This is a genomic window from Aureimonas jatrophae, from assembly GCF_900104035.1.
Lineage (GTDB): Bacteria > Pseudomonadota > Alphaproteobacteria > Rhizobiales > Rhizobiaceae > Aureimonas > Aureimonas jatrophae.
Genome location: NZ_FNIT01000001.1, coordinates 346,201 through 367,057 on the forward strand (window position 1 = coordinate 346,201; position 20,857 = coordinate 367,057).

24 protein-coding genes and 2 tRNA genes are annotated in these 20,857 nt (G+C 67.8%); 9 read left to right on the forward strand and 17 right to left on the reverse strand.

All coding sequences use genetic code 11. The annotated features are described in order from the left end of the window. Positions 1-23: 23 nt before the first annotated feature. Together rpoH and BLQ76_RS01670 are read right to left on the reverse strand one after the other, a co-directional pair. Positions 24-935 carry an RNA polymerase sigma factor RpoH gene (gene rpoH / locus BLQ76_RS01665; protein WP_090667937.1) on the reverse strand — a complete coding sequence of 304 codons (912 nt, stop codon included), beginning with the start codon at positions 933-935 and terminating at the stop codon, positions 24-26. A 200-nt stretch (positions 936-1,135) separates the two neighbouring features. Then, positions 1,136-2,122 (reverse strand): RluA family pseudouridine synthase, encoded by a 987-nt coding sequence (locus tag BLQ76_RS01670; protein WP_090669475.1) that lies wholly within the window; start codon positions 2,120-2,122, stop codon positions 1,136-1,138. 93 nt (positions 2,123-2,215) lie between these two features. Between BLQ76_RS01670 and BLQ76_RS22305 the strand changes: the two genes are divergently transcribed. After that, the gene (locus tag BLQ76_RS22305; protein WP_183193106.1) at positions 2,216-2,581 is read left to right on the forward strand and encodes a DUF6476 family protein; all 366 of its coding nucleotides are present in this window, start codon (positions 2,216-2,218) and stop codon (positions 2,579-2,581) included. A gap of 70 nt (positions 2,582-2,651) precedes the next feature. Beyond that, positions 2,652-2,726, forward strand: a tRNA-Glu gene (locus tag BLQ76_RS01680). A 101-nt stretch (positions 2,727-2,827) separates the two neighbouring features. Here BLQ76_RS01680 and BLQ76_RS01685 read toward each other — a convergent pair. Genes BLQ76_RS01685 through BLQ76_RS01695 form a run of 3 tightly spaced genes read right to left on the reverse strand, consistent with a single transcriptional unit; the run spans position 2,828 to position 4,964 of the window. Further along, positions 2,828-3,859 (reverse strand): TadE/TadG family type IV pilus assembly protein, encoded by a 1,032-nt coding sequence (locus BLQ76_RS01685; protein WP_090667940.1) that lies wholly within the window; start codon positions 3,857-3,859, stop codon positions 2,828-2,830. Then, positions 3,844-4,401, reverse strand: a complete 558-nt coding sequence (locus BLQ76_RS01690; protein WP_170842422.1) for a TadE/TadG family type IV pilus assembly protein — start codon at positions 4,399-4,401, stop codon at positions 3,844-3,846. Before BLQ76_RS01690 ends, BLQ76_RS01685 begins: the two co-directional genes overlap by 16 nt. Next, the gene (locus BLQ76_RS01695) at positions 4,401-4,964 is read right to left on the reverse strand and encodes a TadE/TadG family type IV pilus assembly protein (protein WP_090667948.1); all 564 of its coding nucleotides are present in this window, start codon (positions 4,962-4,964) and stop codon (positions 4,401-4,403) included. The genes BLQ76_RS01690 and BLQ76_RS01695 overlap by 1 nt, the downstream gene beginning before the upstream one ends. A gap of 136 nt (positions 4,965-5,100) precedes the next feature. On the opposite strand from BLQ76_RS01695, the gene BLQ76_RS01700 reads away from it, so the two are divergent. After that, positions 5,101-5,931: a TrmH family RNA methyltransferase gene (locus BLQ76_RS01700; RefSeq protein WP_244519435.1), complete on the forward strand. Its 831-nt coding sequence runs from the start codon at positions 5,101-5,103 to the stop codon at positions 5,929-5,931. Here the strand turns inward: BLQ76_RS01700 and BLQ76_RS01705 are convergent. Both BLQ76_RS01705 and BLQ76_RS01710 read right to left on the reverse strand, forming a co-directional pair. Next, entirely contained in the window at positions 5,870-6,913 is a 1,044-nt protein-coding gene (locus BLQ76_RS01705; protein WP_090667951.1) for a hypothetical protein, read from the reverse strand. The two genes, BLQ76_RS01700 and BLQ76_RS01705, sit on opposite strands and share 62 nt — an antisense overlap. A gap of 201 nt (positions 6,914-7,114) precedes the next feature. Next, complete coding sequence (locus BLQ76_RS01710; RefSeq protein WP_090669480.1) at positions 7,115-7,696, reverse strand: DUF1134 domain-containing protein; 582 nt, start codon at positions 7,694-7,696, stop codon at positions 7,115-7,117. A 213-nt stretch (positions 7,697-7,909) separates the two neighbouring features. On the opposite strand from BLQ76_RS01710, the gene chpT reads away from it, so the two are divergent. Both chpT and BLQ76_RS01720 read left to right on the forward strand, forming a co-directional pair. After that, on the forward strand, positions 7,910-8,545 hold the full coding sequence (gene chpT / locus BLQ76_RS01715; protein ID WP_090667954.1) for a histidine phosphotransferase ChpT: 636 nt from the start codon (positions 7,910-7,912) through the stop codon (positions 8,543-8,545). Between the two features lie 124 nt (positions 8,546-8,669). After that, positions 8,670-9,047, forward strand: a complete 378-nt coding sequence (locus BLQ76_RS01720) for a response regulator (RefSeq protein ID WP_090667956.1) — start codon at positions 8,670-8,672, stop codon at positions 9,045-9,047. Between the two features lie 67 nt (positions 9,048-9,114). Here BLQ76_RS01720 and ctrA read toward each other — a convergent pair whose 3' ends face one another. Further along, the gene (ctrA, locus tag BLQ76_RS01725) at positions 9,115-9,810 is read right to left on the reverse strand and encodes a response regulator transcription factor CtrA (RefSeq protein ID WP_062012271.1); all 696 of its coding nucleotides are present in this window, start codon (positions 9,808-9,810) and stop codon (positions 9,115-9,117) included. Positions 9,811-10,176: 366 nt separating this feature from the next. On the opposite strand from ctrA, the gene BLQ76_RS01730 reads away from it, so the two are divergent. Beyond that, the gene (locus tag BLQ76_RS01730; protein ID WP_090667959.1) at positions 10,177-10,545 is read left to right on the forward strand and encodes a flagellar export protein FliJ; all 369 of its coding nucleotides are present in this window, start codon (positions 10,177-10,179) and stop codon (positions 10,543-10,545) included. Positions 10,546-10,713: 168 nt separating this feature from the next. On the opposite strand, the gene sciP is transcribed toward BLQ76_RS01730, so the two are convergent. Then, on the reverse strand, positions 10,714-11,004 hold the full coding sequence (sciP, locus tag BLQ76_RS01735; protein ID WP_062012275.1) for a CtrA inhibitor SciP: 291 nt from the start codon (positions 11,002-11,004) through the stop codon (positions 10,714-10,716). 311 nt (positions 11,005-11,315) lie between these two features. Between sciP and mnmA the strand changes: the two genes are divergently transcribed. Then, entirely contained in the window at positions 11,316-12,413 is a 1,098-nt protein-coding gene (mnmA, locus tag BLQ76_RS01740; protein WP_090669482.1) for a tRNA 2-thiouridine(34) synthase MnmA, read from the forward strand. Between the two features lie 3 nt (positions 12,414-12,416). Here the strand turns inward: mnmA and BLQ76_RS01745 are convergent, their stop codons facing one another. The 4 genes from BLQ76_RS01745 to BLQ76_RS01760 form a co-directional block, all read right to left on the reverse strand. After that, entirely contained in the window at positions 12,417-13,364 is a 948-nt protein-coding gene (locus BLQ76_RS01745; protein WP_090667962.1) for a Gfo/Idh/MocA family protein, read from the reverse strand. 131 nt (positions 13,365-13,495) lie between these two features. After that, positions 13,496-14,314 carry a hypothetical protein gene (locus BLQ76_RS01750; protein ID WP_090667965.1) on the reverse strand — a complete coding sequence of 273 codons (819 nt, stop codon included), beginning with the start codon at positions 14,312-14,314 and terminating at the stop codon, positions 13,496-13,498. Between the two features lie 11 nt (positions 14,315-14,325). Further along, complete coding sequence (locus BLQ76_RS01755; protein ID WP_090667969.1) at positions 14,326-14,727, reverse strand: type III secretion system chaperone; 402 nt, start codon at positions 14,725-14,727, stop codon at positions 14,326-14,328. A gap of 187 nt (positions 14,728-14,914) precedes the next feature. Further along, positions 14,915-14,991: transfer RNA gene (locus BLQ76_RS01760), tRNA-Met, on the reverse strand. Between the two features lie 114 nt (positions 14,992-15,105). Here BLQ76_RS01760 and BLQ76_RS01765 point away from each other — a divergent pair. Further along, complete coding sequence (locus BLQ76_RS01765; RefSeq protein ID WP_425285133.1) at positions 15,106-15,702, forward strand: DNA-3-methyladenine glycosylase; 597 nt, start codon at positions 15,106-15,108, stop codon at positions 15,700-15,702. A gap of 91 nt (positions 15,703-15,793) precedes the next feature. Beyond that, a complete protein-coding gene (locus BLQ76_RS01770; protein ID WP_090667971.1) occupies positions 15,794-16,747 on the forward strand; it encodes a DMT family transporter in 954 nt (317 codons plus the stop codon). Between the two features lie 122 nt (positions 16,748-16,869). On the opposite strand, the gene BLQ76_RS22435 is transcribed toward BLQ76_RS01770, so the two are convergent. The 4 genes from BLQ76_RS22435 to BLQ76_RS01800 form a co-directional block, all read right to left on the reverse strand. After that, a complete protein-coding gene (locus BLQ76_RS22435; RefSeq protein WP_244519436.1) occupies positions 16,870-18,114 on the reverse strand; it encodes an outer membrane protein in 1,245 nt (414 codons plus the stop codon). A gap of 152 nt (positions 18,115-18,266) precedes the next feature. Then, a complete protein-coding gene (locus tag BLQ76_RS01790) occupies positions 18,267-19,088 on the reverse strand; it encodes a hypothetical protein (RefSeq protein WP_090667982.1) in 822 nt (273 codons plus the stop codon). A 126-nt stretch (positions 19,089-19,214) separates the two neighbouring features. Continuing rightward, positions 19,215-20,306, reverse strand: a complete 1,092-nt coding sequence (locus tag BLQ76_RS01795; protein WP_090667985.1) for a CsgG/HfaB family protein — start codon at positions 20,304-20,306, stop codon at positions 19,215-19,217. 10 nt (positions 20,307-20,316) lie between these two features. Then, the gene (locus BLQ76_RS01800) at positions 20,317-20,769 is read right to left on the reverse strand and encodes a hypothetical protein (RefSeq protein WP_090667988.1); all 453 of its coding nucleotides are present in this window, start codon (positions 20,767-20,769) and stop codon (positions 20,317-20,319) included. Between the last annotated feature and the right edge of the window lie 88 nt (positions 20,770-20,857).

The following is a 20,857-nucleotide window of genomic DNA, read 5'->3' on the forward strand; positions in this document are numbered from 1 at the left end:
CTGGTTTCAGTGTCGGTGGCCGATCAGGCGTGGGCGTCCTCGACCACGCGCAGCGCGCGCCGGGCCGCTTCGGCCGTGTCCTGCACCGCCTTCTGCACCTTCTCGAAAGCGCGCACCTCGATCTGGCGCACGCGCTCGCGGCTGATGTCGAACTCGCCCGACAACGCTTCCAGCGTCAGCGGGTCCTCGGCCAGACGCCGCGCCTCGAAGATGCGCCGCTCGCGGTCGTTCAGAACGTCCATCGCCTGATGCAGCATGCCGCGCCGCTGGGCCAGCTCGTCCTGCTCGACCAGGATCTGCTCCTGGTTCTCGGACTGGTCGACCAACCAGTCCTGCCACTCGCCGGACTCGCCCTCGGTCGCACGGATCGGAGCGTTCAACGACGCGTCGCCCGAGAGGCGGCGGTTCATCGAGACGACCTCTTCCTCGGACACGCCGAGCTGCGTCGCGATCTGGTTGACCTGATCCGGGCGCAGGTCGCCCTCGTCGAGCGCCTGAATGCGGCTCTTCATCTTGCGCAGATTGAAGAACAACCGCTTCTGGTTCGCGGTCGTGCCCATCTTCACGAGGCTCCACGAGCGCAGGATGTACTCCTGGATCGAGGCCTTGATCCACCACATGGCATAGGTCGCCAGACGGAAGCCCCGCTCCGGATCGAAGCGCTTGACCGCCTGCATCAGGCCGACGTTGCCCTCCGACACGACCTCGCCGATCGGCAGACCATAGCCGCGATAGCCCATGGCGATCTTGGCGACGAGGCGCAGGTGGCTGGTCACGAGTCGATGGGCGGCGTCGCGGTCGTCATGCTCTGCGTAGCGCTTGGCGAGCATGTATTCTTCTTGCGGCTCCAGCATGGGGAACCGCCGGATCTCGTCGAGGTAGCGGCTGAGGCCGCCTTCTCCTGCTGCGATGCTGGGAAGATTGGCTTTCGCCATACTCCGCACCCTCCTTCTCCTGTGTCCGACCGCCCGCAAGCCGGCCCGGTCGAAGGCGGTGCGCAGAACCGCGCCCAATCCGCCCGAACAAACATATGGGTACGCACGTGTGGTTTCGCACGGCTTCGCGCTCGCGAACGAGGTTACAAATCGTTCACGTAGTCGGCTCGATCGGACGGCGTTGGCTGCGATCGGCGATGTTATTCGGCGCTTGAACGGCGCAACGCTTCGCAGAGTTCCCGCATGTCGTCTGGCAACTCGCTCTCGAACAGCATCGTCTCGCCGGTCGCGGGGTGCTCGAAGCCGAGACGGAAGGCGTGAAGCGCCTGCCTCCCGAAGCGCTCGACGGCCTCGCCGACCAGTCCCAGCTTGCGCGCCTTGGAACGGAAGTGCGCGCCGTAGACGTCGTCGCCGACCAGCGGATGGCCGATATGGGACAGGTGGACCCGGATCTGGTGCGTACGGCCGGTTTCCAGCGTGCAAGCGACGAGCGAGGCTTGTTCGCCGAGCCGTTCGACGACCTCGTAACGCGTTACCGCGTGGCGGGCGTCCGGTCGCCCTTCGGGTACGACGCTCCGCTTGGTTCGATCGGAGTTCGACCGCCCGAGCGGCGCATCGATCACGCCTACCGGGCGGGGGAGGGTTCCCCAGACCACGGCCAGATAAGCGCGCTCCATGCGGCCGTCGCGTCCGTGCGCCGCGAACTGCTCGGCCAGCGAGCGGTGGGCGAGATCGGTCTTGGCGACCACCATGACGCCGCTCGTATCCTTGTCGAGCCGGTGAACGATACCGGGACGGCGCACGCCGTTGATGCCGGACAGCGAGTCGCCGCAGTGGTGCAGCAGCGCGTTGACCAGCGTGCCGGTCCAGTTGCCGGGCGCCGGATGCACCACGAGGCCTGCCGGCTTGTCGACGACGATCAGCTCCGCGTCCTCGAAGAGGACCGTGAGCGGGATATCCTCGGCCGCTGGCTCCGGCGCCTCGGGCATGGGCACCGCGAGCCGGACGCTTTCGCCGGACCGCACGCGCCGCTTGGGCTCGGCGACGCTCACATCATCGACGCTCGCATGGCCGCGCTCGATAAGGCTCTGGACGCGCGAGCGCGACAGCTGACCGCCGAGCTTGGCGGCGATGAACTGATCCAGCCGCGCGCCGGCATCCTCGGGCTCGACCCGCAACGCCACGATCTCGTCCTCGCCCGCCTCGAACGCGCTTGCCGGGGCGTCCTGCGTGCCTGTACCAAGCGCCGGAATGACGGTTCTCCTTGAGAAAGACGGCGAATGACGCAAACGGATGGGGCCGACGAGCCGCTCGACCCGGCCCTGGAAAAGGTCCGCCGCAAGATGATCCGGCTTCTCGCCGTCTCGATCGCGGTCCTGATGGTCGGGCTTATCGCGGTTCTGAGCGCGGTTGTCTATCGCGCGGGGCGCGACGGCGAGGAGACCGCAGACGGCGCACCCGCGACCCCGGCCGAGGCCGTGCTGAGCGTGCCGATGGGCGCGCGCATCACGGCGACGGCCGGCCTCTCGCGCGACCGGGCGATGGTCGTGGTGGAAACGGCGGACGGTCGGCAGGAGATCCTCGTCCTCGACGCAGCCAGCGGTGGCCTCGTTTCCCGGACACGCCTGCAGGCCGCGCAACCCTGAACGCGCCCCGCGCCGCAAAAAGGCCCTTGCCAGGGCGAGGCGGCGCGGCTATGTACCCAACCACTGGCACGCGCCCATCGTCTAGCGGTTAGGACGGCGCCCTCTCACGGCGCAAACAGGGGTTCGATTCCCCTTGGGCGTACCAGTTTCCCCTTCATATCGTTCATCGTTTCATTCGGCGCTGCGGCGTGTGTGCGGTGTTTCGATATCTATGTAAATGATAGGCCTGTTCGACAGCGACCGCCTTTATTGCACGAGCCGAGCGTTCTCTTCGCCGGTTGCAATCAACTCGGGGCATTTGATGATTACGCGGATGTCGTCATAGTCCTTATCGCTCTCGTGCTTCTTGTCTCCGGGAGGGCGATCCTCCCACCCGTAGTACATGTAGTGACCAGGAGAGCAGGCTCGTTCATCAAAAGTTGGCGTCCTGTTCTTCCCTTCCGGCAATACGCCGCCCTTGCTCTTAACTTCACAGGCTTTCAACGAGGGACATAATACAGTTTCGAGTATCAGTTCACCGTCAAGATTGTATACCTCAGCGCCTTTTTCGTTTAGGGTCGTGTCAGTAAAGTAAGAGTATTTGCTATTGTTTCCCTTATCCCAATTATTCTTATTTGTCCTTGCATCGCGGGCGTTGTAAAGTTGAAAACTTAAACGTTCGCCAGGCCGGCACTCAGGCATCTTCGCATCATACTTCGTGCCGCCATTGTCTGATATTGCAGTCATTTGACTGCGACCCTTGTTCGGCGCAGAAACACCTGTTGGATCAAAACAATAGGCGTACACGCGGTTGTAGTCGCCAGCCTCGGGATCAAGCGAGCTTAACTCTGGCGGCTTGTAGACGTACTTCAGCCCGATGTAGCGCGCGACGGACTGGGTGCCGACCGGCATCGTCGTTCCGGCGCCTGGTATGATTTGCGAGAGCGTGAGGGCGAGAGGAAGGATCGCCTCGACGGTGTAGTCGGTCGCGCTGGTCCACCGGCCCGTGAACGTCGCCTGACCCATCGCGCTGTTGGCGATTGCGTCCGCCTTGAGGCTGGCCAGCATCGCGGCACTGTCGGCCGCAGGCCCATGCGAGGCCACCGCCAAGGCCATGGCGTCGGCCCGTGTTTGCAGGTGCGTTCTCGCATTCACGGCGCGCGAGTAGTCCAGGGCCAGCCCCGACAGGCCGAACAGCGGGACGGCCATCAGGGCCGTCAGAAGCGCGAAGTTGCCGCGCTGGTCCCGCGCGAACCGCCGCAGGGTGCGCGTATCGAGCCTGTCTAGCAATCGTCGCATCGGACACCTGTCTTGCTTCGAGCCCGAAAGGTCGCGACCTGGGCCATATCGATCGGTTTCGTGAAGCCGTAGCCGCCGAGCGGCTGGTAGGCGTAACGCGCGGTGGTGACGACGATGAAGGCGTCCTTCAACGAGGCGAAGTCGGAACCGAGCGTGAAGGGAGAGTTGCGGGCGGGCGCGGGTGCGTTGCGCGCGAAACTCCAGACGACCTTCGCCTGACCGCTCGGCGCGATATCGATGCCGACGACCGACAGCCCGAGCGCGGTGACATCATAAGGCCGCATGATGTCGCGCGCGACATTCGCCAGCCCCTCCAGCTCCGACTTGGTGACGGCATTGTTGTGGGTCGCGAGATCCGACACGGTGCCGGCGGTATCGACGAGCTTGCGATGCAGCGTCACGGCCAGCGTCGCTTCCGTTCCGCCCATGTACAGGATCAGGAGCATCGGCGCGATCAGCGCGAATTCGAGGGCCGCGACGCCGCGTCGGTCCGCGGCAAGGCGGCGAAGGGTCGGAAGAAGATCGGCGAGGCGCGGCTTCATCAGAAACGCTCCCCCCGGAACGCCGTCGTCGAGGACAGGAGGTAATGACCGTTGTCGAGACCCGCGAGCGATCGGCGGAACAGGTCCGTGACGAGCGGCCATTCGTAGTAGACACGCACGATGTTGATGGAACCGGACCCGCCGGGCGCGAACTGGAAGCCGCTGGCGTCGAAGACGCCGTTGTCGCCGGCGGTGGCGGGCGGAATGGCGGCAAACGTGGCGTAGGAGCGAACGTCGTATCGCAGCTTGTCACAGGTCAGCAGGAAGCCGACATGCTCGCACAGGTGCTTCTGGAACACCGCCTGTTGCCCGGTTCGGACCGTCCCGAGGCGAAGGTCGCGCGAAACGCTCTCGACGCCGCGCTGAAGCGTGACCTCACCGAGAAACACGAGCGAGGTCTCGAGGATCGCCAGAACGATCAGGAAGAAGGGCAGGGCCAGCAGGCCGAACTCGACCGCCGTCGCGCCGCTGTTGTTCTTCCTCCACAGGTGGAGCGAACGACGGAGACGGCGGTTCGCAGGCCCTCGGTGCCGCTCGCGCGTCGTCAGCGTGGCCGGTGGCATGCGAGCGTCTCCCTCCGCGATAACAGAAGGATGGCATACGAATGTTAAGCACAACCTGCGCGATTACGAAGAAAAAGAGCGGTCCGGTGCCGCAAGGCCGATTGTCCACCGCTTTTCAGCCGGTCCTGACGTGGTCGTGACCGGGTTTGGCGACGCTGGACATCCGATCCGGATCGACGACCCGAACGACCCCCGGATCGAGCCGTATCGCATGGTGCGCGAGCGGGATCTCACCGGTCGTGGCGGCCTGATCGCGGAAGGAACGGTCGTGCTCGACCAGCTCCTGCGCTCGAGACGATTTCGGCCGCGATCGCTTCTCGTGCTGCCCGCGCGACTGGACGGCCTGTCCGAGCGCCTGGCGCGCCTGCCGCGCGACGTCCCGGTCTATGTCGCCGAGTCCGCGGTCTTCGATCGCATCGCGGGCTTTCCCGTGCATCGGGGCGTGCTTGCCTATGCGGAGCGCCACGAGGAGGCGAGCGATCCCCTGTCCGGCCTCCGAGAGGCGGCGGAGGGCGGCGGAACCGTGGTGGTCGCCTGCGGTCTATCGAATCATGACAACATGGGAGCGCTGTTTCGCAACGCGTCGGTCTTTGGCGCCGCCGCGGTGCTGCTCGACGATCGGTGTTGCGATCCGCTCTACCGAAAGGCGATTCGCGTCTCGGTCGGCACCGTGCTGACGTTGCCCTTCGTGCGCCTGGGCTCGGCCGGCGAGATTTGGCGCTCTCTTGAGGAACTGGGCTTCGAGGCGCTGGCGCTTTCGCCCGCGGGAACGAGCGATCTTCGGGATCTGCGCAGCGGCCCGCCGCGCGCCCTATTCCTGGGAACCGAGGGCGAGGGACTCGGCGAGGCGTTCCTGCGCCGTCACCGCTCGCTGCGCGTCGCCATGGCGAGCGGTCTCGATAGCCTCAACGTCGCGACCTGCGCCGCGATCGTCCTGCACCGTCTTTACGAGCTGCGGAACCCTTAGGGGATGTCTCGTCCGCGGCCGGCGATGGTTCCGGCACGGATGCGGACGGCGCGTCCCCTTGCGCAGCGAGCGCCCGGACGCGGGCGGCGAGCGACGGGGGCGCACCGGCCTCCGGCTCGTCCGCCGCGTCAGGGGCGAGAATGCCGGCGATGGGCGAGGTCGGTCCCTCGGCATCGACCTGCCGGCGCAGGATACGTGCCGCGAGATCGCTGATGCGCTCGCGGATCTCGGCATTCTCCGCGCGGGTCGCCGGCGCCCTGGCGCCGACGCCAGCGGCAATGGCGGCGCGCAGGCGCTCGCCGCCGGTCAGCGGCGTGGCGGTCGCCGGTTCCGGCGCTGGCGTCGTCGGCTGCGCCGCTTCCGGCTCGATGGCCGGCCTGCTCGGCGCGGTCGGCTGCGCACCGTCGACGACCGGGAGTACCGCAGGGTCGGCCGCCGGGCGCTCCAGCTCCGCAAGCCGCCGCTCGAGATGACCGAGACGGTCCTGCATCGCGGCCAACCGTTCCTGCCCCGCCGCGTGGCGTCCGTGCAGCGCTTCCAACTCGCTGCCGCGCCGCTCGAAGGCCTCGCCGAGAGCCTGGCGATCGCGCGCGATGTCGTCGCGCTCCAGGCGCGTCGCCGCGAGCGTCTGCTCGATCGCCTCGAAGCGCGCTCCGACCTCGGCGAGGTCCCGCTCGAGTTCCGCCTGGCGCGCGCGCAGCGTGCCGTTCTCGAGAACGATGCGGCCGGCTTCCGCGCGCTCCGTCGTCGCACGACCGAGGGCCTCGGTGGCGCGCATCTCCTCGCGACGCAGATCGAACGCGGCGCGTGCGCGCACGGCATCGATTTCGCCCTGCATCTCGCGCACGTTCGCCGGGATCTCCGCATCGAAGCGGCGCCGCGCGAGGCGCTGCGCCTTGTGCCAGAGAAACGGGGCGAACAGGAGGGCGATCAGCGCCGCAGCCATGAAGCCGAGCGCAAAGACGAGCAGCGTCCCGATCATGCGAGAATCCGATCAGGAATGGAGCCGGTCGCGAGGCGCACGCCGGTGTGCCGTCGCCCGTTCGGAGCGTCGACCAGCGGCAAGGGGAGGGGAAGAGCAGCGCGCAAGAGCGACCCGGCAAGGTTGCGTGGGTTCGCTCTTACCGGAGAACGGCCCGCGCTGCCAAGCGAGGCGCAGACGGGAACGGCGGGCGAGGTCCCGTCAGAACGGGTTCCAGGTCGCCTGCGGGCTGAACTTCAGGTAGCCGAGGTTCACGCCGAGCCGCGCGCCGAGCCCGGTGCGGATCGGGGCCAGCGAGATCGAGTCCTTCTGGAGAAGCGTCATGCCGAGCCCGCCCACCAGATACGCGCTTCCCGAGAAGCCCACGAAGCGCCCGTAGATGGCCTCGGTCGAGGGGAGGTTGTAGACGAGCATCATCGTGCGCGCGCCGTCGCCGCCTGCGTCGAAGCCGATCGAGGGCCCCTGCCAGTAGACGCGGTGCTCGCCCGCGTTCTTGGTGAACAACGTTCCCTCGCCGTAGCGCAGACCGCCGATAAAGGCGCCCGAGCCCTCCTCGCCGAGAATGTAGCCGTTCGGCAGTCCGCGCTCCTGAAAGGCCTTCTCGACCACCGTGGCGAGCCCGCCCGCCGTCGCGCCGAAGAAGCGATGCCCCTCCGTCACGATCTCGGCCATCGTGTAGCCGGACGCCTGCTGCGCCTGCGCGGCCACGGGAGCCAGGGCAGCCGGCGCGACGCTCGCCAGCGCAAGCGCGGTCAGGGCGAGGCGGCGGAGGAGGGGGCGCATGGAGATCATCGGCGGTGGGTCCCGGAAGATCGGATCGGATCGCGGCCCGCGCGATGGCGGGCGATGTGTCCCCAGCTTGCCGCAAGCTTGGTTTCCGAAGTGCTAACGTCGTGTTCGTCCGTTCCGCGCGAAGGCGATGCAGCGGTGCACTCGCTGGCATGCGCGTCGTCGTGTTAGGGCGGATCCATCCGGCTCTCACGCAACGGACCGACCATGCATCAGCTGCCCGAACTTTCCGCCCCGGATCTCGCCTCGCTGCTCGCCAGCCGGTTGTGTCACGATGCGGTGTCGCCGGTCGGCGCGATCCGCACGGGCCTCGAGATGCTGGACGAAGACCCGCAGGACGCCGAGGCGATGAACCTGACGCGCGAATCAACCGCGCGGGCCGTCGCCAAGCTGCAATTCCTGCGCATCGCCTTCGGAGCCTCGGGCTCGGCGACCTCTCCGATCGACCTGGGCGACGCGCGCTCGCTGTCGGAAGGTTGGATGTCGTTCGAGCGCGCGAACCTCACCTGGGAAGGCGAACGCGCCTTCGTGCCCAAGAACGTCGCCAAGCTGATCATGAACCTCGTGCTGGTCGCCAACGCCTCGGTGCCGCGCGGTCCGAGCGTCGAGGTTCGCATCGAGGCGATCGAGCCCGATCCTCGCATCGTCGTGGTGGCACGCGGGAAGCCGCTGCGCGTACCTGTGGCCTTCCGCCAGCTCGTGTCGGGCGAGGCGATGGAGGGGCCGGTCGATGCGCAGAGCGTGCAGCTCTACTACACGCTCCTGCTGGCGAACCTGGCGGGTCTCACGGTGTCCCTCGACCAGGACGAGGCGAGCGCGACCTTCACCGCCGCGAAGGCCTGAGAAAAATTTGAAAGGTTTGCACAGGTTTTCGTTAGCCTCGTTCGGAAACGCGGCGTCAGGAACCCGCTGCTAAGGTCGTCTTCGTGATCCGGCATCCGGCCGGACAGCTCGAAAGACGACCGCCATGCCACTTTGCCTGATCATCGACGAGTCGGAGATCGTCGTGAAGGTCGCCGCGCGCATCCTGTCGGGCATCGACATGGACGCGGTTGGAGCCTCCACCGCGAGCGCGGGGCTTGCGCTTCTCCCCGGGCGGGAGAAGGAGCTCGAGCTCGTCATTCTCTCCGGCGCGCTGCCGGACTCCACCGTCGAAGCCAACGTGCGGGCCCTGCGCGCCGCGCCGGCCACCGCGCAGGTGCCGATCCTCGTGTCGGTGGTCGAGACCAACCTGGGCCTGATGACCCGTGCCAAGCGGGCCGGGGCGAGCGGCTTCGTGTTCCGTCCCTTCGACCGCGCCTCGCTGCTCGCCTGGGTGGATCGCCACCTGACGGTCGCGGCCTGACGCACGCGCCGCGACGAAAAAGGGGCGCTCGCGCGCCCCGTCTCGTCCTGTTCCGTCGCGCTCGTCGTCAGGCGGCGCGCGTATCGGCTTCCGGCTCGCGCAGCACGTAGCCGCGGCCCCAAACCGTCTCGATGTAGTTCTTGCCTTCCGTCGCGGTCGCGAGCTTCTTGCGCAGCTTGCAGATGAAGACGTCGATGATCTTCAGCTCCGGCTCGTCCATGCCGCCGTAGAGATGGTTCAGGAACATCTCCTTGGTGAGCGTCGTGCCCTTGCGCAGGCTCAGAAGCTCGAGCATCGCGTATTCCTTGCCCGTCAGGTGAACGCGCTGGCCGTTGACCTCCACGGTCTTGGCATCGAGGTTCACCGTCAGGTCGCCGGTCACGATCACCGACTGGGCGTGGCCCTTCGAGCGACGGACGATGGCGTGGATACGGGCGACCAGCTCGTCCTTGTGGAACGGCTTGGTCATGTAGTCGTCCGCGCCGAAGCCGAGGCCGCGCACCTTGTCCTCGATGCCGGCCATGCCGGAGAGGATCAGGATCGGGGTCTTGACCTTCGATATGCGCAGCGTGCGCAGAACCTCGTAGCCCGACATGTCGGGCAGGTTCAGGTCCAGGAGGATGATGTCGTAGTCGTAGAGCTTGCCGAGGTCGACGCCCTCCTCGCCGAGGTCGGTCGTGTAGACGTTGAAGCTCTCGGACTTGAGCATCAGCTCGATGCTCTGCGCGACGGCGCTGTCATCCTCGATCAAAAGAACGCGCATCCGTGTGATCCTTCGCGTCAGCCCAACCGGCCCTTGGGCCGACGAGGTTGGAGTAAGTGTGGTGCCTGAGCGTGAGGATGGCGGTGAATGGTTAACAACCCCTTCTCTCCCAGGGTCTCGATCAATCAAAAATTTCGACCCGCGGCGAGAATGCGTTAGCCAGTGTCGAAACATGCGGAGACGGGGCTCGATGGGCCCCGTTCGGCCGGTTTAACCGGCCCTCAATCCTTTCCGCCGATCTTGGACGGTGCGCTTGTACAGGTTGCAGAGCACTAGCTGCCGAGCCTTGCCTGAAACCGCAGGCGCACTGCCGAAGCCGGGGTCTCATGAGCGCGAAACCCTATGAAACAAGGGATTATCCCATTCATGTCGAAGCGTGAGAACCTCCTGCGCCTGGCGCGCTTCAAGGTGACGGAGAAGCGCCGACAGGTGGACCAGCTCCAGCTGATGATGGCTGAGTTCGAGCGCATGGCGACCGAGCTCGACGTGCAGATCAACAACGAGGAGAAGCGCTCGGGCATCACCGACACGACGCACTTCGCCTACCCGACCTTCGCCAAGGCGGCGCGCGCGCGGCGCGACAACCTGGTGAACTCCGTCGGCGATCTGCGCATCCAAATGAATGCGGCCCGAATCAGCCTCGAGGAGGCGGAAGCCGAGCTGTCCAACGCCGAGAAGCTGGAGCAGCGCGACAACGGCGCGGAGATCGAGCGGCGCGGCAGCGCCGTCGCCTGATCCGCCGCCGCTTCGCGAAGGCCCATCCAGGCCCGGCGCCCTTCACGGGGCGGCCGGGCCTTTTCGTTGGCGGCTTAGCCACGCGGACGGCACAAAAAAACCGGCGCAGGCGCCGGTCTTCGTCGATGTCGCGGGAAGGGGAGCGGGCGAGATCCTCGCCCGGCGGTCCTAATGCAGGTCCGTCTTCTTGCGATACTCCTGGATCTGCGTCGTGCGCAGCCCGGCCAGGCCGTGGCTGTCGATCGACATCTGCCAGGACAGGAACTCCTCGACGGTCAGCGTATAGCGCGAGCACGCTTCGTCGAGGCTGAGCAGCCCGCCACGAACCGCGGCCACCACCTCGGCCTTGCGGCGAATGACCCAGCGCCGCGTATTGGTCGGCGGCAGGTCGTTGATCGTCAGCGGACTGCCGTCGGGTCCGATGACGTATTTCACTCGTGGTCTCACCTGATCGGTCATTGAACTCTCAAACATCCGCAAGGACCTAATCGCCAGGGAACCCTAGACTTCTGCATCTAAAAATTCCGCTAAGCCCCTAGAAAGAATTCGATAACAGGTTGAAGCAAGTTTCTCTTCGCCACGCCCGTGCCGCATTTGCGAGCGACGTCGGGCCGGGATTCGAGAGACTCCCCAACGACTTGGCATCGGCCCGTCCGCTTCGCTAAACAGCTGGGACCCGCGCGCCACGCCCGCCGACATCCGCGAGACCTGCCGTGACCAACAGCCTGGACCTGCCGAAAGCCCCCGCCGACACGCGCGTCGTCGTCGCCATGTCGGGCGGGGTCGACTCGTCGGTCACCGCGGCGATCCTCAAGGCGGAGGGCTACGACGTCGTCGGCATCACCCTGCAGCTCTACGACGGCGGCGCGCAGCCCCGCCGCGCCGGTGCCTGTTGCGCGGGTCAGGACATCGCCGATGCCCGGCGCACCGCGGAAATCATCGGCATCCCGCACTACGTGCTCGACTACGAGCAGCGCTTCCGCGAATCGGTGATCGATCCCTTCGCCGCAAGCTATCTGGCCGGCGAAACGCCCGTGCCCTGCATCGCCTGCAATCAGACCGTGAAGTTCCGGGATCTGCTCGCTACCGCCCGCGACCTGGGCGCCGACGCGCTGGCGACCGGCCACTACATCCTGTCGCGGCCGAACGGCGCGCACCGCTCGCTCCACCGCCCGGCCGATCTCGACCGGGACCAGAGTTACTTCCTGTACGGCACGACGCAGGAGCAGCTCGACTTCCTGCGATTTCCGCTCGGCCCGCTACCCAAGAGCGAGACGCGCGAGATCGCCCGCCTGCACGGGCTCGAGGTCGCGGCCAAGCCCGACAGCCAGGACATCTGCTTCGTCGCCAACGGCCGCTATTCCGACGTCATCGCGAAGCTGCGACCGGAGGCCAACGAACCGGGCGACATCCGCCACCTCGACGGCCGGCACCTCGGCCGGCACGACGGCATCATGGGCTTCACGGTCGGGCAGCGCCGCGGCCTCGGCGTCGCCTCCGGCGAGCCGCTCTACGTCGTGGCGATCGAGGCCGCGACCCGAACGGTGCGCGTGGGTCCCCGCGAGGCGCTCGCGACGCGCCGTCTGGCGCTGCGCGACGTGAACTGGCTGGGCGACGCGCCGCTCGCGCCCGGTTCCGGGCAGGAGGTCTTCGTGAAGGTCCGGTCCACGCGTCCGCCCGCGCCGGCCGTCCTGCGCATGACGCCGGACGGCGAGGTCGAGGTCGAACTGTCGGGCGCGGAAAGCGGCGTGTCGCCGGGCCAGGCCTGCGTCGTCTACGACGGGGAGGGGGCGGGCGCCCGCGTCTTCGGCGGCGGCGTCATCGCCCGCACGAGCCTGACCGAGGCGCTCGCGAGCGTCGCCGCCTGATCATCAACCGCGCGGCGAGGCCTGCGACAGGATCCGAACGGTCTCGACCGCCTCGGCCGCACCGGTGCGCACCGGCTTGCCGGTCGCGATCGCGCGCAGGAAGTCCCTCAGTTCCCGGTCGAGCGGCAGGCCGGGCTCGGTCTCCAGATACTCGGGATCGGCATGGCGGAAGCCGAAGCTCGATCCGTCGCGCCAGACCTCGTGCGCGTGGAAGGCCAGCTTGCGTCCCTCCGCTTCCAGATCGTCGAAGACCAGCATCCCCTTCGTGCCGACGGCCGTGAAGCGGCGGTCGCGATAGGCCGAAACGCGCGAGACGCGGATCGACCCCGTCAGCCCGTCGCCGAAGTCGAGCGCGATCTCGGCCTCGTCGGTCTCGTCGCTGAGCACCGTGCGTCGCAGCGTCTCGATCGATTCGGGCGGCCGGCCCGCGACTTGGAGAACCAGCGAAAGGTCGTGCGGCGCGAGGTCCCACACCGCATCCATGCCGAGGAAGCGCCCGAGGCCGAGGCGGGTCGACACGATGTGGCGCAAGGTGCCGATCCGTCCCTCGCGCACCAGCGCGTCGAGCCGCTCGAACACCGGATGGAAGCGCAGAACGTGGCCGACCATGAGGTGACGCCCGGTCTCGCGCGCGACCGCGGCCGTCGCCTCCGCATCGGCCGGGTCGAGCGCGATGGGCTTCTCGACGAGGACGTGCTTGCCCGCTCGCAGGGCGCGGCGGGCGGTCTCGCCGTGCAGGCGAGGGGGCATGGCGAGGACGAGGCCGTGGATCGAGGCATCGGCGAGCAACTCGTCGAGGCTTCGCGCCGGAACGCCGAAGCGCGACGCGAAATCGCTCGCGCGCGCCGCGTCGGCGTCGGCCACGGCGGCGAGCGCGCCGATCTCCGCCAGCGTGCGCACATGGTTGCGACCCCATTGGCCACAGCCGACCACAGCGATGCGAATGCTCATGACGATCCGGCAGAAGGAGTGCGGTTCCTGCGCTCCCTAGCGCCGCGCGGCTCCCGGCGCAACGAAGACGGGCAGGGTCGCCGCGACCATGTCCGCCTGTTCATCACGCATACCGTCGAGTCTATGTAGCCTCAGCCGACGCCGAGGTGCTCCAGCGTGTTCACGATGGCGTCGTGACGTTCCAGGGCGAGCTCGGCTCGGATCTCGCTGATCGCCGTCTGCGTGTCGCCACCGTTCTCGACGACGCGTTCCGCGAACCGCTGCATTTCGGGACTCGGGTTGGATCCGCTGACGTTCACGGTCTCGACCTTGAAGCCCCGCGCTTCCAGTTCCGACTGGACGCTGCCACGCAGCGACAGGGCGAGGAAGCCGAGGTCGTTGACCCGCCCGCCAGCTCTCTGCTCGTCGACCGTCAGATCGTCGACCCGCCCCTTGTCCAGATCGGTGAGCGCCATGACGGCGGAGGAGCCGGACTGCGTCAGCGCTTCGCCGAACTCCGGGTTCTTTTGGAACGTCGTATGGAGGCGCAGGAGCTGCATGTCGGACATGTTCTGGAACTCGTGCCGGAACATCTGACCCGACTCCTGGGTCATGCCGTCCCGGCCGGCGTCCAGCGTGCAATGACCATGGTCGAGCAGTTGCGACAGGGATCCGAGGACGCTCAACGTGTCCGGCTCGCGCTTCGTCATGGCATGCATCACGGCGCGCGTGGCGTCGTCCGCATTGTTGACCTGCTGCGGCTCGGGCGTGCTCACGCGCATGCCGACCAGGGGTTCGAAGAAGTGCTGCACCTCCAGCCATGCGGTCTTGAGAGCGCTGGTCGCGCGCGGCTGCGCGGGGGCTGCGGCAACGGTATGACCGTTGAACTGGCCCTGCGCGCCCCCGACAGTCTGCTGCGCGATGGTCTGGATGCTCTGCGCGCTGTGCGCGCTGCCGATCGTATGGGACATGGCGACCTCCCTCAGACGCGCATCATGGAATGGTCGGCAAAGGCTTCCTGCGACCGGCCACCCCCTGCGGAAGCACCGGACTTGAGCTTCTCGGTCCAGGCTCCGACCCGCGCGATGAAGTCCTCCAGCGCGTCCGTGAACTCGGCATACCCGAGGTGGCGCTCGTCCAATCGGCGCAGGAGCACGACCTCGCCGAGATCGCGATCCACGGCCAGGACCGCGGCGCCCGTATCGCGACCGAACAGGTTGCTCGACAGCAGTTGCTCGTAGATCGCCTCGCGGCCGCTGGCCGGAAGAACGCCGACCGCACTGTGCAGGAATACGGTCCCGGTCTGCGCCGCCGGAGCTCCGATGTCGACGCTAACGCGGCCGTCGAAGACGAGGCGGCAGCTGCGCGTCTCGTCCACTTTCAGTGCAAGGCCCGTCTACCGGGTGAACTGCTCCAGAATCTCTTCGATACGCATTCGGCTCTCCTCCGCCGCATCACCTCAAGCGGCGATGGAAGATGGCCGATGGCGCAGCGTCTCGTTGTCCTGCTCGAGACAGACCGGGGACGAGATCCGACCGCACTTCAAAATTCTTAAGTGATCGAGGGTTGCTTGGTAGCAGTGGGCAGATTTGAACCGCCGACCTCCGGGTTATGAATCCGGCGCTCTCACCAACTGAGCTACACTGCCAAGCCAAAGCAGAGGCGTCCGAGACAAGGGGTGCCCGCCGGACGTCTCAGCGGTATAAGGATCGGGCCTTCCCGCTGTCAAGACGCCGACGGGCCGAGCCCGTTGGCGACACCGATTTTTCCGGAGACGGTTCTGAACCTGTCCACAGACCTCCACTGGCTCGCCGCCGACCCGGTGACGCTCGCTCGCAACCTCGTCGGTGCGACCTTCACGGTCGACGGCGTTGGCGGTCGCATTGTCGAGACCGAAGCCTATCGACGCGACGACCCGGCCTCGCACTCGTTTCGCGGCGAGACCCCGCGCAACCGCACGATGTTCGGTCCCGTCGGCTGCGCCTACGTGTATCGCTCCTACGGCATCCACTGGTGCTTCAACGTCGTCTGCCACGAAGGCGAGCCGGGAAGTGCGGTGCTCCTGCGCGCGCTGGAGCCGACCGAGGGGCTGGAGCGCATGGCGGCGCGGCGCGGCACCGCGAACCCGCGTCTCCTGTGCGCGGGGCCGGGACGGCTGTGCCAGGCGCTCGGAATCGACAGCTCCCTCGACGGCCGGCCACTCGATCGGCCGCCCTTCCGCCTCGAGCCGGCGAATGCCGCGGTTCGCCTTCTGGAAGGGCCGCGAATCGGAATCACCAAGGGGGTCGAGGCGGTCTGGCGTTTCGGCGAGGCCGGGTCGCCGTTTCTCAGCCGCCGCTTCCTGTCGGCCGGATCGTAAGCCCGACGAAGCGCCGTCGTCCGCAAAGCGCTGGAGGCGGCGTGCCGGCGGGTGTATGCGCGGCCCAACGCCTTTGTCCGCCGAGCCTTTCATGACCAGCATCGCCCCCGCCCGTCGTTCGACCTCCGGTGCCCTGGCTGGCGTCGGCTTCATGCTGCTCGGCGTGTTCCTGTTCGCCAGCAACGACGCCATGGGGAAATGGCTGGTGGGCAGCTATGCGGTCGGGCAGATCCTGCTGGTCCGTTCCATCTCGGCGCTGGCCGTGCTGGTGCCGTTCTGGCGACGCGAGGGCTGGCGCCGGTTGGTGCGCCCGCCGCGCCTGCGCCTGCAGATCGCCCGTGCGGTCTGTTCGGCGCTGGAGGTCGGGCTGTTCTATTGGGCGTTGAGCTCGATGTCGCTCGCCACCGTGATGACCTTCTATCTCGCCGGGCCGATCTACGTCACCGCGCTGGGCGCCCTGTTGCTTGGCGAGCGGGTCGGATGGGTGCGCTGGAGCGCCGTGCTCGTGGGCTTTGCCGGTGTGCTGGTCGCGCTCGGGCCGGGCATCGCCGAGGCCGGGCCCGCCGCGCTGATCGCGATCGCCGGCTCCTTCGCCTATGCCGTGCTGATCATCACGACGCGCATTCTCGTGCCGTCGGGCGAGGTCACGCTGATCACGTGGCAAACCGCTTCGGCGCTCGTGTTCGGCCTCGTGCTGACGCCGATCGTCGGCTGGACCCCGCCGTCCGCCTTTGACTGGATCTTCCTTCTCCTGCTCGGCCTCGTGTCGATGACCGCGCATGTCTGCGTGAACCGCTCGCTGCTGCTCGCGCCCGCCAGCACGGTCGTGCCCTACCAGTACACGCTGATCGTCTGGGCCATCATCTTCGGCGCCGTGTTCTTCGGCGAGCAGCCTACGCCGGCGCTGCTTCTGGGCGCGGTGCTGATCACGGGATCGGGTGTGTTCATCTTTCTGCGCGAGCAGCGGCTCGGCCGCGAGGCGGCCTCGGTGGCGGCCGCGCCGCCGGAGGTCGCGGTCGGGGGTGATCCGTCCGGACGGTCCTGAAACGGGCGCGAAGGCGGAGCCGGGCAGGGGCTCCGCCTTCGCTGGGCGGGTTCGGCAGCAGGACAGGAGCGCCGAAGCCCGCTTGCGGCGGCGCCGGCCAGGCATGGCCGGCGCGATGCGGCTCAGTTGAAGCGGTAGGAGACCTTGCCCCACACGGTGTGGAAGTCGAAGTCCTCGTCGGTGCGCGTCGTCAGCGTCGAGCCGTTGGCGAGCGGCGTGACGAAGGCGCGGTCGTCGGAGCCGAGGTCGGTGTAGAGATACTCCAGGCCGATCAGCAGATTGTCCGTGACAGCGTAGTCCGTGCCTGCGCCCACGGCATAGCCGACGCGCGTGTCGTCGTCCGAGCCCGCGGCCAGGAAGGGCGTCGCGACGAACGAGGTCTCGATCTTGCCAAAGGCGACGCCGCCCGTTCCGTAGACGAAGAAGCGGTCGAGGCCCGCGCCCGCCTTCAGGCGCACCGTCGCCAGATAGTCGAGCTCCTGGCGGATGCCGACCGTGTCGAGCCCGTCGGCAATGCCGCCGCCCTTGGTGATGTCGACATAGGACAGGTCGGCCACCGCGCCGACGACGAACGTGTTCCCACCGAGCGCGCCGAGCGCGTAGTTGTAGCCGATGTGGCCGCCGCCGGCGAAGCTGTCGTCCTCGTCGGAGTAGTTCTGGGTCGTCGGTCCGAACGTGTAGGCGTAGTTCTGATCGGGAACGCCGGGCGTGCCGGGCGTTGCGGGAACCAGCGGCGTGCCTGGCGTGGCCGGGACTTCCGGTGTTCCGGGAACCGCGGGCGTGCCAGGGGTGCCGGGAGTGGCGGGGGTTCCTGGCGTTCCGGGCACGGCCGGCGTGACGACCACCGCGACCTCGACGGCCTGCCCGAACGTGATGGCCTGGCCGGAGGCGGCCAGCGTCCGGGACAGCTCGGCCGCCGGAACGTTCAGGCGGCTGGTGCCGTCCGGATAGATCACGGCGCAGGAACCGGCGCCGGCCGCGCCGGCGGCTGCGGCCGTGCAGGAATATTCAAGCGTTCCGAAGACGGCCGGAATGCCGGGCGTTCCCGGTGTGGCCGGCGTTCCGGGCGTGCCCGGGATCGCCGGGGTGCCCGGCGTGGCCGGGGTGCCGGGCGTGCCCGGTGTGGCGGGGATCTCGGGCGTGCCGGGCGTGGCCGCGATGCCGGGAACGAAGACGAAGCTCGACGGAGCATTCGACGAGCCGTTGTTGAACGATCCGCCGGCCTGTCCGCCGACGTAGAGGCCGGTCCACGAGAAGGCCGGCACGAAGGCGACCGGCGGCTCGGGCGGGGGATAGTCGACGATGTCGGCGGCGAGGGCCGAACCGGCGATGGTCGAGGCGGCAAGGGCGAGGGCCAGTTTCTGCATGGCGTCGGCTCCAGGGTTCGAGGTCTGCCCGACGTCGTGGCGAAGCGTCGGCTTGAGGGCGTGCGGAAGCCGCCGCCGAAGGGCGGGTCGAGGGCGGCGACGATGACCGGTGGAAGGGGACGGGCCCTCGGCCCGCCCCCGACCTGTCTGCCTTACTCCGGCAGGTTGAGCGCCGAGCCGTCGAAGCCCAGCGAGATCGTGCCGGTGTTGACGGCGCCGACGACCGTCGTACCGATGCCGGCGAGGTCCATGTTGTTGGCGACCGCGGTGACCGAGCCGAGGATCGTGCCACCGTTGAACGCGCGGTTCGCGGCATAGACGTCGGCCAGCGGGCCGGACGACAGGGCCTCGGTCGCGGCCGTGATCGTCGTGGACGGACCCTGGAAGTCCACCGAGTTCACCGAGCTCGCCGCGGAGGACGAGGCGGTGTTGGTCGTGCTGGCGGCCGAGGACGCGCTGCCCGAGATGGTCGTGGCGAGGCTGCCCGTGCTGGCGGTCGTGCTGTTGCTGGCGCGCAGGGCGCTGTTCTGCACGGCGCTCGCGATGTCGCCCGTGTTCACCGCGCCGACGACGACGGTCTCGATCGCGGCCGAGCTGGCGATCTCGCCGGCGGTCGCCGCACGGGTCGCCACCGAGCCGAGGTCGATGCCGAGGCCGACTTCCGCCGCGCCCGACAGCGAGAGAAGCGGCGGCAGGACGCTGATGGCGCCCGACGCGGCACCCTGGACGCCGACGTTGATCGCGCCGAGATCGACCTCGGTCGCGGTGTCCAGACCGGCCTGGCCGAGCGTCACCGCACCGTTGATGGTGCCGATGTTGATCGAGTCGTTGACCCAGTTGCCGTTTGCGAACGTCGCCTGCAGACCGACGAGATTGTCGCCGATCACCGCGCCGAGCGACTGCGCCTGAGCGCCGCCGATCGAAGCCAGACCCATGACCAGCGCCGAGGCGCCGATTGTGAAGAGGGACTTCATTTGTTAACTCCAGCTCGTTGCCTGGGGTTTGCCGGCTCCCTGTCGGCGGTCCCCTTGGGTTGGACAGGTCGTTCACGAGAGCCCTGTCGATCGGCGGAGCGGTTCCAGCGCTCCGCCGAATTTCCGTCATTGCGTCAGGATGGCCTGCGCCTTGGCCTGATCGCTGAGTTCGGTTTCCGCCTTGCCGCCGCCAGCACCCGGGAAGGCGCCGCTCGACCCGGCATAGGGTTTCTCGGTGCGCACGGCGGCCGGCGTCGTGGCGGGCGCGGCAGCCTTCACACCCATCTGCACGCCCGGCAGCGCGGCGGGCGTGGGGCCGGCGGCCGGCGCGGGCTTGGCGCCGGGCGGCTGCGCGCCGACGGCACGCGCGGCGCTCTTCGCCTTTTCCAGAGCCGCCACGGCCTCGGCCGTCTTGGTGTGGTCGATGTAGCCGTGCGCCCGATCCACGAAGCTGCGGCACTCCGCGAAGTTCTCGGCCTTCATGACCTGCGTCAGCAGCTCGAAGGTCGCGAGGTTCAGCATCTGCCGGAGCGCGAAGTGGATCGCCTCGCGCTCGCGCCCGCCGAAGTCGACATTGGTCAGCTGGTCGCCGATGAAGCGCCCGACGCCAATGCCGGCTTCCGACGAGAAGATCTGCTTCTGGAGCGGGACGTTCGCGACGATCAGGCCGCTGTTGGCGTCGGTCATCGCAAGATCGAGCCCGATCAGGATGCGGTTCTGCCGGTAGCGCGCACCGATGCCGGCGACCTCGACCTCCGCTCCCGAGCCGGGAATGAAGTCCAGCGAGTTGATCGAGCCCGTGATGTAGAAGTTCGACGGGATCTGCCGCGACAGGTCGCGCACGCGCCACTCGGCCTCCGTGGTCGCCACGCGCGGATCGCGGCGGTTCACCACGGTCGCGCCCGCCCGGAACAGGGCGGACTGGATCATGTCGCCCGCGCCCTGACTGACGAACTTGCCGACGCCACCGTCCGTGAAGCTCTCCTTGCCGGTCTGGTCCAGCACCGCGCCGACCGAGAAGACGAGCTGGCGCGCGATGCGCCCGTTCAGGCAGATCAGCGCCTTGTCGAAGGGCGTGACGATGTCGCTGATCGGCGGACCCTGGACCAGCTTGGCGTTGCTGGTCGAGCTCGCCACGCCCGGCGCGGCGGCGCAGCCGAACAGCGAGGCGGCCGACAGAATGGCCGCAAGCGTGCGCGCAAGGGGGCGAAGACGCATGACGCCTCGCTCAGTTGCAGGTGGGCTGACCGCCGGGCAAGGTCGCGTCGATCGAGACGCGTCCGTCCTGGCAACCGTGCGATTGGGCCTCGTTGCTGGTTGCGACGTTGATGTTGCCGCGGCCCGAGATATCGATGTTGTTGGTGGAGTTGTTCACGGCGCCGATCGCCGTGGTCTGCTGCCCGATCTCGTTCCGCTCGTTGTTGGTCTGCGTGCCGATCTCGTCGCCGTAGTGCACATTGTTGAACGAGGTGATCTGCGTCTTGCCGAGCGACTCGTAGTAGCCCTCCTCGTTTTTGCGCAGGACATCGGTCTGCAGGAGGCGCAGGTTCTTGTCGGCGGTCGAGGCGAAGCCGTAGTTGCCGTTCCAGTCCGACTGGGGGCTGACGGTGCTTTGCGCCCAGGCTGCAGGCGCACACAAGAGCACGGCGAGCACGCCCGCCGCCTGGCATGGTCTGATCATGTCGGTTCCCCCTGCGGTCGTGCTGTCGCCCGCCGATACGCTGCCGGCGACCCATGGAGCCGCGTGACGGAAACGACCTCGCCGAAAG